The organism is Pseudomonadota bacterium (assembly GCA_026388215.1).
Lineage (GTDB): Bacteria > Desulfobacterota > Syntrophorhabdia > Syntrophorhabdales > Syntrophorhabdaceae > JAPLKF01.
This window is the reverse complement of the sequence record JAPLKF010000029.1, coordinates 1-13,502: the sequence shown is the minus strand read 5'-3', so window position 1 is coordinate 13,502 and position 13,502 is coordinate 1. Positions and strand designations below refer to the sequence as shown.

Sequence of the window (13,502 nt, the reverse complement as noted above, 5' to 3'; positions counted from 1 at the left end):
GCATACGACCTCTCCATAAATCTCCTTAAAAAAGGTCATGAAGTGGTTGTATTCTGCTCGAGAGGGGTTGTACTGCCAGGCGTAACGCTTGTGAGGCTAAACACCGTTCCCTTTCCAAGATGGCTCCGGACGCTATCCTTTGCCCTTAATCATAAGAAGTACGTAAATGCCTTTCCCCTTGATGTGATGCTTGGTTTTGGAAATATCCTTGAACCTGATGTGTACCAGAGCCATGGTGGTGTACAGCGTATCTGGATTGAGAGGGAGATAGCAAGCTATGATAATCCAAAGGAGCGGAGGTTCAGGGCATTCCTCTTAAAACACAGTATCAACCAGAAGATGCAGGAGATGATAGCGAAATACCCGATCAGGACCGGGAAGTACCGGAGAATTGTAGCGATTTCCGATATGGTAAAGGAGCATATGACACACCATTACAACCTGAAGGAAGATGACATTGATGTTGTGTATAACGGCGTGGATATAGAAAGGTTCAGACCTGCAGAGGTAAAACCGCCGGGTAATCTCCGGATACTATTTTCAGCTGGAAATTTCAGGCTTAAAGGCCTTTTTCCGCTTCTCCTTGCAGCTGGTGAGCTTGCGAAGGAAACAAAGGCATTCCATTTAAATGTAATGGGGAGGGGTCGGAGCAAGAGGTATAGCAGTCTCATAGAGGCATTGAATCTCAAAGATTATGTAACATTCCTCGGGGAGACAGCATCACCGGAGACAGTTTACAGGGATTCGCATATACTTGCACACCCGACATTCTATGACGCCTGTTCGCTCACAACAATGGAGGCAATGGCGTCTGCCCTTCCTGTTATAACAACAAGGTGGAATGGGGCATCTGCCCTTATCTCCCATGACGAAGGCTATGTCCTTGAAGAACCCTATGATGTCTCCGGTTTATTATCTGCCATTAAGGCATTACTTGATGAAGAGAGAAGGAATTACATGGGGAATAACGCACGGTTGAAGCTAAAAACATATACTATTGAAAGAAATGCTGATGAGATGGAAAAAATATTTTTTGAGGTTTGTAATGGAAGATAGGGTAGTTGAATGGTCCAAACTTTTTTCTGCAAGGGAGAAGATTCATAAGAGATACAGGAGTATATGGAATGTCCCTCTGATTAAAAAGAGGTCTGCCCTTTTGAGGCATGTCCTCAGGGATGGTATGAGTCTTCTCGATGTCGGAGCTGGTTCAAAAGGCTTAAAGGAGGAGATTGAAAAGATCGGGGTTAAGGTTAAATATAAGAGCATGGATGTGGACACGAATGTCCCCCATGATTTTTATGATATTAATGATGTGCACGAGGTTTTTGATGTAGTTTTGTTCTCCGAGGTGATAGAGCATATGCCATTTACAGAAGGGATTAACATGCTCAAGAGACTGAGGGATGTATTAAGGGATGATGGGTTGATACTTGTTTCAACACCGAATATATATCATCCCAACAAGTTTTTTACAACTGCTGACCATAAGACGTACTATGCGTATGATGAGCTTGCAGCAGTCATGGATCTGACAGGTTATGAAGTGAATGAACTTTACAGGTCTTTTAACGATGCCTTCCACAGGTATGTGATGAAGGTATATATCTTTGGCTTTCTCTTCAGGTTTCTTGAGATTGACTATGCATACACCATTTTTGCCATAGGGAAAAAGCGAGCATAGTGTTATTATAGGCAGGTTCTGAGAAATTTTATCAGGTAGTCCACCTTCAATATTTTACTCGGTTTGGTAAGAATGGCCTTTATGTAATATTTTCTGGCAAGCATTTTATCACGGGAATGATAGAATCTCCTGAAGAACTCAAGGCAGCGTTGGGCGGTAAAATCCTTACGGAGATAATCAAGTGCCCCACCATAATATGGGTCGTCAAAGATTGTCTCAATAAGGTCAATCCCCTGCCTTTTTATTACTTCAATATTGTGTCGCAGGCTTTCAGGGTGACTGCATGTTACCGCGGTTGGTTTTGAAAGGAAATACCCCTTCGTTTTAAAAAATATTTTTGTGAAATATGCGATATCTTCCCCGTTTGATATATTTAATGGGAATCTAAATTTTTTAGCAAGCTGGTTTCTCATAAATACCGCGCATGTTGCAAACTGAATACGTCTCAGCAGAAGTGCCTCATGTAATCTATCGGTTATGAAATCCTTTTTTGATGCGGGTCTGTAAGATAACGTATCATTGGAGATATTTTTTGAGTATGTTTCGCTGATGACAAACTGAAGGTCACTTTTGTCCATAAGTATACCCAGTCTTGATTCTATTGAGTCTTCGGTCAGATAATCATCCGCATCAAGAAAGGTAATAAATGTGCCGGTTGAGAGTTCAAGCCCGGTATTGCGGGCCGCAGAGACCCCCTTATTTTCCTGATAGGTATATAAGATCTTATTGTCTATGTCGCGTAAGATCTCTCTGGTATTATCGGTTGACCCGTCGTCTACTACTATAATTTCAAGGTTTTTATAGGATTGCCCGAGACAGGACTTAATTGCCCGGGATAGGTATCTGGCGTAATTATAAGTGGGGATGACTATAGAGACTAAAGGATTCTCCACTATTACTGCCATTTCTTTAAAATCTTTAGATACTTTGTTTTCTTCATGCCTTTCTACTTTAGCTTATGCTGTAATATTGATAAGATTGAGGACCTTTTCTTGCCATATATTTTCCGTTTGCTATTTTCAAACAGGGAAATATCAGCATCGGTAATGGAGCTTATACGCTTTTCCTTGACCATTGAATAAAGTTTATATCCGGTTAAGTCATTTTCATTAAAGGTAACCGGCTTTCTTGCTTTGATAAATATGCCCGGTCTCAGGGGATCCTTCTCTATTACCTCGATAATGAAATCCGAAAATATTGCCTCCATGTCTGTCCTCTCGTATCTCCAGAAATCGAATGGAAATTCATGATACTTGAAACCTTTTGACCTTGTAGTAACTAACAGAACACCTTCAGGTTTCAAGACGTTCTTGAAATTGCTGATCGCATTTTGCCAGTCTTTCACATGTTCTAATAATTCTGTGGAAATAAGGAAACCAAACTTCTCGTAACCGAAGTGGTCGAGGAGGTCTAATACATCGCAGACCCGGTCAACCCCTGGCCCCATTTGAATATCAACACCAACATAGCTTGAGGGGTGCAATGCTTCCACGATTGGCCTTAAAGAACCGTTTATGTTGAGGGAGCCGACTTCAATAACAGACTTTCCTTTTACATCCTGTTCCTTGAGATACGTACGCCCAAACTTGATACAAGCCTGATTACACATTATATATCCCGGTACAATGGGTATATTGTTTTGGAAATTTCATTTTGGGAAAAGGTATAAGAAGGTCAGGAGATTGTCAAGGCTTTTCTGTTACGTCCTATCTCCATCAGCCATGGGCCATTTCCTATCAACTTCTTTTGAGATTGACTGCTCGGGGGTCATCTGTTATATTAGGGAAAGTTCTGACAGGGGGAATGCAAATATATAGTTTAAATTATTGGAGAATTTTATGAATATCCTAGGGCTCCATGTTTTTGGACATGATACAGGTGCCGCCCTCATATCTGAAGGACGGTTATTTGCAGTAGGGGAAGAAAGGCTTAGCAGGGTGAAACATGCTGGTTTTTTCCCGCATCTGTCCGTAAAATATCTCCTTGATTCTGCAGCCCTTTCCAATATCAATGGCGTTGACCTGATTGTGGGTGTTACACGGTATGATAAAGAGAAAGAGAATAAAACGGTAGAAATGATTAGAGGTGAACTTGGTTACCAGGGCACTATCCACACCGTATCACATCATGACGCACATGCAGCGAGCGCCTTTTTTGCTTCTCCTTTTGAGGAGGCAGTTGTGATGGTTGTAGATGGCCTGGGGAGCAAGGCTATCGATGCTGAGGCGGGAGCGAAGATCCCTTTTACATATAGGAATTTGGGTATAAAAGAACAAAAGGATTATGAGGAAGTCCAGTCATTCTATAGATTAAAAGGAAATGAAATAGTTCCTATAAGAAAGGATTATACTGTACCAGGTTACATGAACGGTTTGGGCCTTGTGTATATGGGAACATCTGTATTTTTAAACTTCGGTGATTTTGGTTCGGGAAAGGCAATGGGTCTTGCTCCATATGGGGGAAAGCCGGGGAAAGGCATGGAGAGGGAATTCTTTGAAATTACAGAAGGTTTGGCGCTCACCAGGAGCGAAAAAAATTTCGTAAGACACATTGATCATTATCAAAGGCTATTCTTTCCCGACATACCCAAGAGGGATAGCCAGAAACTTCCGGATGATGTGTATACAGAGATAGCATATGCGGTGCAGAAGACTACGGAGGAAGGCCTTATTGAGATTGCCAATCACCTTTACCGCATAAGTCCATGCAAGAACCTCTGCTATGCAGGGGGTGTGGGCCTTAACAGCGTGGCTAACAAAAAGATTCTCGATAATACCCCATTCGAAAATATATTTATACAACCCGCCGCTTGTGACTCAGGCATAGCCCTGGGATGCGCCCTTTACGGTGCCCACATAATCGCAAAAGAGAAATTGGGAAAATACAGTTTTAAGAACGCCTATCTGGGGAGGTCTTATAGAGAGGAGGAGATCGTAGCTACCTTAAAGAATACCCCGAACATCAGGTTCACCAAAGAAAAGGATATAGTAAAGAAATGTGCGAAACTTCTTGCTGAGGGAAAGATACTGGGATGGTTTCAGGGTGGAAGCGAGATAGGTCCTCGCGCCCTCGGGCATAGAAGCATACTCTGTGACCCTGAAAAGCCTGAAATGAAGGATGTTCTGAATGCAAAGGTAAAACACAGAGAAGCATTTCGCCCCTTTGCCCCATCAGTCCTTCTTGAACATGCCCCTGATTACTTCGACCTTGATTGTGAAAGCCCGTATATGCTTCTCATCGCAGAGGTAAAAGGCGATAAACAGAGGGTAATTCCTGCCATTACCCATGTTGATGGAACTGCCCGTGTTCAGACTGTGACAAAAGAAGATAATGGTATATTCTATAACCTTATTGAGGAATTTTATAAGATAACCGGCGTCCCTGTTTTGTTGAATACCTCTTTCAATATAGCCGGCGAGCCTATTGTAGAAGCCCCTGAAGATGCCCTTAAATGTTTTATGTCCACTGAGATGGATTATCTGGTCATCGAGGATTACTTCATAGAGGCCAAGGGCCCCAAAAAACTTGTCACCGGACCGGTTGTCGATGAAAATAAGCTGAAAGCGGTTGATATCAGGGGAGGCAGGGGCTTAAAAAGGTGGTTTTCCAATTTAAAAAGACAGTAGACAGAAGATAGGCCGCATTTGGTCAATGGATCAAAAAATATGAAAAGGATCCTTTTTTATACCCACAATATCTTCACGAAAGAAAATCCGGAAGGGTATAGAATACAACAATATTTCCCGTATTTAGAAAAGCAGGGTTTTAAAATCCAGCTTCTTACGACAAAGGCAAACCCCGTAGAATTACTAAAAAGCATTCAACAGTCGGATATTACATACATCCAGAGGGTTCTTCCCAATCCTTTGAAGCTGTCTTTATTCAGAAGGCTTTCAAAAAGGATGGTGTATGATTTTGACGATGCTGTGATGTATGGGAGCAGAGGTAGCAGTAGTACGAGACGAAGCAGATTTGAGGGGATGATCAGGGCATCTGATATTGTATTTTGTGGGAACCGTTTTCTCCTCGAGGAGGCAAAGAAGTTTAAAACCGAAGGCATCCATTATATCCCGACCGTTGTAAACACTGACGAGTATCCGGTCAAGTCCCATGAGGACAAGAAACCATTTGTTGTAGGATGGATGGGGAGCAGTTCCACATTAAAATATCTTTCGGACATGAAAGAGCTTTTTCTTTCTTTTCACGGTAATAGGGGTATCAACTTCAAGTTCGTTGCCGATAAGCCTTCTGAAATGGAAGGGGAGGGGATATTGTTTGAAAAATGGGAAAAAGACAGGGAAAAGTCGTCGCTCTTAAGCTTCGATATGGGGATTATGCCTGCGCGGGACGATATATGGTCACGCGGCAAGTGCGGGCTGAAGCTCATTCAGTATATGGCAGCAGGGCTTCCTTCCATAACCCATCCTGTAGGCGTTGCAAAGGATATGATAAAGGATGGGGTTAACGGTTTTCTAAGAAACGATACGGACGGATGGAAAGGGGCAATTGAGGCGCTATTTAGGGATGTAAGATTGCGGAAAAATATGGGGGAGGTTTCGAGGACAATTGCAGAAGAGAAATATTCCCTGAAGGTATGGGGGCCCAAGGTGGCAGAGATTGTGGGGGCGCTATGAGAGCCTCACGAATAGACCGCATAAAATGGTTCCTGAAAGAAGAGGGGCTTAAAGATGTCCTGAAGCAGTTTTCCCACAAAGAAGGTGAGAGGAGGACTTATACTGTCTACAAGTATAAAAATGGAAGAATCTTTATAAAATCCTTTTTAGAAAAGGGTCTTCAAGGATTATTGAGGAATATATTCATTCCACGGGGTAAAAGGGAGTATACATTGAGTGAGAGGCTCTCTGCCCTTTCTATGCTTACGCCTAATGTTTTCGGCTATGGGACAAGCAGAAGAGGCTCGTATGTTATACAGGAATGGATAGAAGGAGAAAGCCTTATAAGGCAATTAGAAAAAACTGGCGAGAGGGAAAAGCTGTTTGCCGGTCTCGCTGACCTGCTTAAAATTTTAAAATCCAATTATATACGACATAACGACCTCCATCTTGATAATATCCTTGTTTTAGATAATAAACTTTATCTCATTGACCTCCATAAAATGAGGATAAAAGGGTCTTTTAATGTAAGGGACGAGATATCTAACCTTTCTCATGCCCTTACCATGGTCTACAGTGATATGACAGGGGCAGAGAAGGATACATTTTTTAGAAACTATGGCGACGAAGCTATTCGGCATAGATTGGAAGAAGAGATAGAAAGGCTCAGAAAAAACTGGGTGAGAAGAAAGAGAAAAAGGGCATTCAAGGACACATCAATAACGGTCTATTCAGATGAATACCTGTACGTGAGGGGAATGGAAAAGAAGGCAAAGGGTGGTTTTGTCGCTAATTTGAAAGAGGATAAAAAGGTAATGGTGGAACGTTTTAGTGACCATATCCGCAAGATATACTGCAATCGTAGAAGGTTAAGGAATGCATGGAAAAACCATGTTGCCCTTGCATATATGCATCTATCTATAATACCACAGGCATATTATCTTAAAATGCCCTCACTTTTAAAGGCAGGGTACATTGCCATGGAAGATTTGGGAGGCAGGGGAGAAGAGCTCGACCGCTACCTTGATAGAAGATACGATAGCATGAAATATAATGAGAGAAAGAGGTTTATAGAGAAGCTTTCAGGCTTCTTTGAAATGATTTTTAGAAAAGGTATTCTACATAAGGACATGAAGGGTTGTAACCTCTTTGCATTAGAAGATGAAGGCCTTGCCCTTCTGGATGTTGAGGATATAGTGTTCAGGGATATTGACGAAGAAACCTTGAAGAAGATGTTAATACAGTTGAACAATACGGTGCCAAAGAGGATCAGCATTCGAGATAGAATGAGATTTTTTCTGAGATTGACAGGTTTTATGAAGGTTGACAAGAAGCGCATTTTTAAATATGTGCGGAAGGGCTCCTTAAGGGGAGAAATTGTCTACGAGGGGGCAGGTGGACTCAAGGTCGAGTCGTGGTAAAAACCAGTGTCCTGTTCTGCAAACACCTTTATAGTTAGATTACTGTTCTTCTCGAACCGGCTAAAGGAGATTCCCTTTGTACTTCGCACTCCATTCCCGACCATCACCCGCAAGCGGGTCCCGCCTGTGGCGGGATACGGATGCATCTCTGCCTGAGCCCAGGGGCTGGAAAGGTGTGAAAAAAATCCTATAAGAACTGCAATATGGACGGAAGAACTTTTCGCGAATCGCGACTTCGAGCATTTTTGGTGGCCACCCATGTCGTACCTCCATGGGTACCCGGCTGAAGGTTGCGTTCCGGAGGACAATGTTGCTCACATCCGTTCGCAATGAAACCGTACGCATGTCTGAGGCTTAAAAGCCGAGTTTGCGAATTGAGTGAGATTCGAGCCTCGGGTACCCGCTTGCGGGTGGGGTAAAAACGCGCAGTGGAGCAGCGAGTGAAACAGTGTTCCGTCCACACCACTGATTTTTCACACCTTCTGGGCGGGGAGCTTCACTTTTCTTATATCATATATCGTCATCCTGCATCCTGGATCATGTATCATGTGCCTATGCATGAAAGCGCATCAAAGATATTCCCTTCTATTGCCTTATCCCTTTGCTTTATCAAGAAGTACCCTTCCTTTATATCGTCTTTCACCCATGTGACATGGAGGTCTTGTTCTTTAAACCTATCGATATTTGAGCGTCTGTAACCCAGAAGGTGTGGTATGTCTCTGTTGTTTAAAGATACAGCAACACCCCCCTTTATTGATGCAGCTTCAATCTTTGCTTTTACTGCCAGATAAAATCCCTCTGACCTTACAACATATCCGAAGGCAGGATGGTAATGACCTGCTATAACCCTGTCCTTTATTATTTCATTATCTGTGAGGCCAATTTTAACAACCTTTATGCCGTGTTGTAGTGAATTGAGATATATGAAAAGCGCCCTTTCAACTGCATCTTGAAATGAAATCGGGTTGAAAAGTCCTTCCTCATACATTTCCTGCAGAGGTGTTTCTTTTAAAACAACGAGCGGGTATATCCTTATGTAATGTGGATTTAACTGGATTATATTTTCTACAGTCCTTTTGATATCCTCGAATGACTCATCGGGAAGCCCCACCATAACCTGCAGGGCGACATAAAACCCTTCATCTTTGAGCATGTAAAAGGCCCTGAATAAATCCTCCCCTGTGTGTTTTCTGTTGAGCCTGTGAAGTATTTCATTATTGAATGTTGGTATTCCAAGCTCAATGGTGCTGACCTTATGTTCTTTGAGTATTTCTATGGTCTCCTTTCTTAAGGGAACTGGTTTTGTGGAAATCCTGAAGCCCTGAATGTTGTCCATATAATCTTCAAAATACGTAAATAATTTCTTTAAGATGGATGGTTCTACACCAAATATGTTCCCTCCATATAAGCCTACCTCAAACCTGCCCCTTAGTGGACCGAGCGTTCTTTCGATTGTGGAACGAATATTGTTATCTTTACTGTCTGTTATATATGCCTGATTACAGTATATGCATCTGTCATGGCATCCAAGATGGGGAAGGAAGATCGGGATAATCATTGGAGGTTTTCAGCCCTCTGCCTCCTATCCTCTTTTCTTTGCCTCCTGTTCTCTGTCCTTTTTCGCCTCTCCTCTGCCTCGTTTCTATATTCTATCCTCAGCCTCCTGTCTTCTTTTCTTTTCCTTCTGTCCCCCATCCTTTTTCTTCTTTCATACATCATCTACTTTCCTGCTCCTCTTCAATAAGTGTATTCAGCAGTTCCTTAGCCGCCTGCTGTTCTGCCTCTTTTTTATTCTTGCCCGCTCCCTTTGCCTTAAACTCTTTGCCTATATAAACTAAAACTGTAAAGCCACCCTTTGTTTTCCTTGTAAATTTATATTTTGGAAGCATCCCCCACCTTTTTTGGGAATATTCCTGTAGTACATTTTTTGGATTTTTTTCGTTCAACCTTTCTTCGTTGAAATATTGTAAAAACAGGTTCTTGACAACGCGGGTTACCTTTTTTAATCCCCCATCCAGATAAATAGCGCCGATCAGGGCCTCAAGCATGTTTGATAAAACCTTTGAATCGAGCGGTATATTGTTCTCGCCATTGCCATAGTACATATGCTTTCCAAGATTGATATCCTTCGCTATTTCGGTGAGGGTTTCTCTTTTGACCAGGCAGGACCTTGCATTGCTTAAGAACCCTTCCTGTCTGTCTTTGTATTTTTTATAGAGAAGTATGCTGATGATACTGTTTAAAATTGCATCTCCAAGGTATTCAAGCTTTTCGTTTTGTGACTGCCTTGCTTCCTTTTTTTCATTAAACCAAGAGCTATGTGTAATTGCCTGATTCAGTAGTTCTCTATCCTTGAATATATAATTGATTGTCTCTTCTATCTTGGTTGGGTACATAATTTGGGTGTAAAGCGCATAGAGCAAGGAGTATGGAGCCAAGAGCAAAGAGTTAAAACTCTAAGCCCTCTGCTCAACGCTCTACGCTAAACGCTATATTTTAAATGCTTGTTCCATGCCTGAGTATATCTTTCTGAGCTTCGGTTTTTCTATCTTTCCCGTTGGATTGCGCGGTACTTCACCAAAGAAGATCTTTCTTGGCCTCTTGTACTTCGGTAATTTCTCGCAGAATTTCAGCACCTCTTCTTCGGTAAGTGTTTTACCCGGCACAACATCAATTATGACCGCAACAATTTCACCCAGACGTTCATCAGGTAATCCGATTGCTGCAGCATCGTTTACCTTTGGATTGTTATGGAGAAAATCCTCAATCTCTACAGGAAAAACATTTTCACCACCGGTTATAATGATATCCTTCTTGCGATCAACCAGCCATATAAAACCATCTTCATCCTGTCTTGCCATATCTCCGGTAAAGAGCCATCCGTTTATTAGGGTTTTTGAGGTTGCCTCCGGGTTCTTGTAATATTCTCTCATAACGCCATCGCCACGGACACAGAGTTCTCCTGGTTCCCCTCTCTTAACAGGGTTACCATTTTCATCCACAACCTTGGTTTCCCAGTTGAAACCTGGCACCCCTATTGCTCCTATTTTATGTTCGTTTCCTATGCCGAGGTGAACACACCCCGGACCTGTAGATTCACTCAAACCGTAGTTTGTATCATAGTCCATATTCGGGAAATATTCCTTCCAGTGCTTTACAAGTGCCGGTGGCACAGGTTGGGCGCCTATATGCATGAGTCTCCATTGGCTTAATTTGTAATTTGATGGCTTGAGTTCACCACTGTCGAACTTAACCAGTATATCCTGAGCCCATGGAACGAGTAACCATACAATCGTACCCCCTTCCTCACTAACTGCCTCAAGGATCCATTCTGGAGTAATACCTTTTAGTATTACTGCCTTGCTCCCAACGATAAAACTCCCGAACCAGTGCATCTTGGCTCCTGTATGATAAAGCGGTGGTATCAGAATAAAGCAGTCATTCTTTTTCTGGTAATGATGTGCATTTTCTGTAATGCAGGCAGATACCATGCACTTATGGGTCAATAATATTGGTTTTGGCTGTCCAGTTGTCCCTGATGTGAAGTACAAACCACATGGGTCAGCAAAGGTTATTTCGACATCGAGAGGAATCTTAGGTGATGTTGCAACGAGCTTTGCAAATGATTCTGCGTAAGTTGGGATATTTGCCCCCACACATATATAGTCTTTGACAGTAGGAAGCCTGTCCTTTATAGAATCTATTCTGCTGGTGAATTCCTCATCAAATATAATAATTTTAGGTTCCGCAACATCACAGCAGTACTTTACGTCTTCCCCGGTGAACCGAAAATTAAGTGGTACAGCACACGCACCTGTCCGAATAATGCCAAAGTATGCAACAAGCCAATCGATCGAGTTCATCATAAAGTGAACAACCCTGTCACCCCTTTTTATGCCCTTTTTTAGGAGGACATTTGCAAATTGGTTGGCCTTCTCGTCGAACTGCTTCCACTTGATCTCTGTCCTCTTCTTTTCAACAGGCACCCTTTCAATAAGGGCAACATCATCTGGATACATCCGTGCATTCCTTGCCAGGATTTCACCTATGTGTATGTATATATCTCCCATGTTAACTACCCTCCTGAGATTATTTGATAATTTTAATGTTGACAATAGAGCATCGTTCAATTTATCATGCTAAAAATCTTAAAGCAATACAAAAAAATACAGATAGGAGGAGGGTATTATGAATTTTGCAATGTTTTCCGGGCTTAATGCAAGCAAGTTTCCAAAGAGGGAATTCATTATCGAAAGCTACCCCTCAAAAGGAATACGAAGGAGCCTTACATGGGAACAGTATAATGACCAGGCAAATAAGCTCGCAAACTATTTGAAGAAGGAATGCGGGGTAAAGAAAGGGGATATCGTTGTCCATCTCGTGATGAATTGCATGGAATGGCACGCAAGTTACATTGCAGTTTTAAAAACAGGTGCAACTGTAACACCATTGAACTTCCGTTTTGCAAGTAGCGATATCAAATATGCTGCTGATGTCACAAAGTGCAAGGCCTTTATACTTGGTGATGGTTTTGTGCCAAGGGTTCAGCCGATTATGAAGGACATGGATTATTGTAAGCATTATATCTGTCTTGGTGATAATGTCCCTTCTGGTATGAAGTCATATAAGGAGATTGTTGAAAAGGGTGACCCGAAGGGGGTCTGCGTTGAAACAAACGATGATGATATGGCAGAACTCATGTTTACATCGGGCACTACAGGGGCGCCAAAACCTGTTTGTCATACCCACAAGACATTATTCTATACAGGGATAGCTAATGCCCTTACATATAATGAAGGTTATAACAGCGTATACCTCGCACCACACCCGTATTATCACAGCGGCACGCTCTTTCTCTCATTTCCAAGCTATATAGCCGCAGGCAAGATACTCATGCCCATGGAATTACAACCAGAATTCTATTTAAGGTCCATTGCAGATGAAAAATGTACAGGTGGCTGGAATACAGTCCCTACATGGTCTGACGTCATTAATGCAATAAAATCTGGTCAGGTAGACCTTAAGAAGTACGACCTTTCAGCACTCAGGCATATAGAAATCGGTGCACAACCTGTTCCATATATTCTCCTTGAGGATTCGAAGAAGATATTCCCGAATCTGCCCATTGCAAACATCTATGGTATTACAGAAGGAGGAGGCGGCGGGACCACAAATTGTTACGATGAAGATATCATGAGAAAACCTGGTTCTATCGGGATAGCAACAGTGTTTATGGAGGTAAAGGTTGTTGACGATAAAGGAAAAGAGTTGCCTCCAGGCAAGGTTGGTGAATTACTCCTTAAAGGACCACGTCTTATGAAAGAATATGCCTACAACCCGGAAATGACCGCCAAAACGATAACGGATGGGTGGTTACACACAGGTGACCTTGCGTATAAAGATGAAGAAGGGTTTATCTTCTTCGCGGATAGGGCAAAAGACCTCATCATCAGGGGCGGCGAGAACATATTCCCTGCTGAGGTAGAAGATGTGTTACGTAAGCATCCTAAGATTCAGGATGTGGCAGTACTCGGTTATCCACATCCAAGATTTATAGAGATAGTCATGGCCATTATTCAGGCAAAGGAAGGGCAGACCATTACAGATGAAGAGATTATCAATTTTGTGAAGGAAAAAGGTCTTGCAAAATACAAATGGCCGGAGAAGATGGTGTATGCCCCTATCCCGCGTAACCCTGCAGGAAAGATTGAGAAACCAAAATTGAGAGACATATATGTGAAACCTGCAAAAGAGGCAATGGAGAAGGAATTTAAGAAACAGTAAATG

12 protein-coding genes are annotated in these 13,502 nt (G+C 42.3%); 6 read left to right on the top strand and 6 right to left on the bottom strand.

The annotated features are described in order from the left end of the window. A partial coding sequence (locus tag NTU69_02315) for a glycosyltransferase family 4 protein (GenBank protein ID MCX5802363.1) occupies positions 1 to 1,056 on the top strand: 1,056 nt, incomplete at its 5' end. Further along, positions 1,046 to 1,681, top strand: coding sequence for a methyltransferase domain-containing protein (locus NTU69_02310; GenBank protein MCX5802362.1), 636 nt, complete (start codon positions 1,046 to 1,048; stop codon positions 1,679 to 1,681). The genes NTU69_02315 and NTU69_02310, both read left to right, overlap by 11 nt. A 5-nt stretch (positions 1,682 to 1,686) precedes the next feature. Here NTU69_02310 and NTU69_02305 read toward each other — a convergent pair whose 3' ends face one another. Then, positions 1,687 to 2,586, bottom strand: a complete 900-nt coding sequence (locus NTU69_02305) for a glycosyltransferase family 2 protein (GenBank protein ID MCX5802361.1) — start codon at positions 2,584 to 2,586, stop codon at positions 1,687 to 1,689. A 41-nt stretch (positions 2,587 to 2,627) separates the two neighbouring features. Continuing rightward, positions 2,628 to 3,290, bottom strand: a complete 663-nt coding sequence (locus tag NTU69_02300; protein ID MCX5802360.1) for a methyltransferase domain-containing protein — start codon at positions 3,288 to 3,290, stop codon at positions 2,628 to 2,630. 229 nt (positions 3,291 to 3,519) lie between these two features. On the opposite strand from NTU69_02300, the gene NTU69_02295 reads away from it, so the two are divergent. Genes NTU69_02295 through NTU69_02285 form a run of 3 tightly spaced genes read left to right on the top strand, consistent with a single transcriptional unit; the run spans position 3,520 to position 7,715 of the window. Then, positions 3,520 to 5,307, top strand: a complete 1,788-nt coding sequence (locus tag NTU69_02295) for a carbamoyl transferase (GenBank protein ID MCX5802359.1) — start codon at positions 3,520 to 3,522, stop codon at positions 5,305 to 5,307. Between the two features lie 39 nt (positions 5,308 to 5,346). Continuing rightward, positions 5,347 to 6,315 carry a glycosyltransferase family 4 protein gene (locus NTU69_02290; protein MCX5802358.1) on the top strand — a complete coding sequence of 323 codons (969 nt, stop codon included), beginning with the start codon at positions 5,347 to 5,349 and terminating at the stop codon, positions 6,313 to 6,315. Continuing rightward, positions 6,312 to 7,715, top strand: coding sequence for a hypothetical protein (locus tag NTU69_02285; protein ID MCX5802357.1), 1,404 nt, complete (start codon positions 6,312 to 6,314; stop codon positions 7,713 to 7,715). Before NTU69_02290 ends, NTU69_02285 begins: the two co-directional genes overlap by 4 nt. Before the next feature lie 544 nt (positions 7,716 to 8,259). On the opposite strand, the gene NTU69_02280 is transcribed toward NTU69_02285, so the two are convergent. The 4 genes from NTU69_02280 to NTU69_02265 all read right to left on the bottom strand — a co-directional run bounded on the left by NTU69_02280 (position 8,260) and on the right by NTU69_02265 (position 11,770). After that, a complete protein-coding gene (locus NTU69_02280; GenBank protein ID MCX5802356.1) occupies positions 8,260 to 9,273 on the bottom strand; it encodes a radical SAM protein in 1,014 nt (337 codons plus the stop codon). Then, complete coding sequence (locus NTU69_02275) at positions 9,270 to 9,434, bottom strand: hypothetical protein (GenBank protein MCX5802355.1); 165 nt, start codon at positions 9,432 to 9,434, stop codon at positions 9,270 to 9,272. The genes NTU69_02280 and NTU69_02275 overlap by 4 nt, the downstream gene beginning before the upstream one ends. Next, positions 9,431 to 10,111, bottom strand: a complete 681-nt coding sequence (rnc, locus tag NTU69_02270; GenBank protein MCX5802354.1) for a ribonuclease III — start codon at positions 10,109 to 10,111, stop codon at positions 9,431 to 9,433. The genes NTU69_02275 and rnc overlap by 4 nt, the downstream gene beginning before the upstream one ends. A 93-nt stretch (positions 10,112 to 10,204) precedes the next feature. Beyond that, on the bottom strand, positions 10,205 to 11,770 hold the full coding sequence (locus NTU69_02265; protein ID MCX5802353.1) for an AMP-binding protein: 1,566 nt from the start codon (positions 11,768 to 11,770) through the stop codon (positions 10,205 to 10,207). A 133-nt stretch (positions 11,771 to 11,903) separates the two neighbouring features. On the opposite strand from NTU69_02265, the gene NTU69_02260 reads away from it, so the two are divergent. Beyond that, the gene (locus tag NTU69_02260) at positions 11,904 to 13,499 is read left to right on the top strand and encodes a class I adenylate-forming enzyme family protein (protein MCX5802352.1); all 1,596 of its coding nucleotides are present in this window, start codon (positions 11,904 to 11,906) and stop codon (positions 13,497 to 13,499) included. Positions 13,500 to 13,502 lie beyond the last annotated feature (3 nt).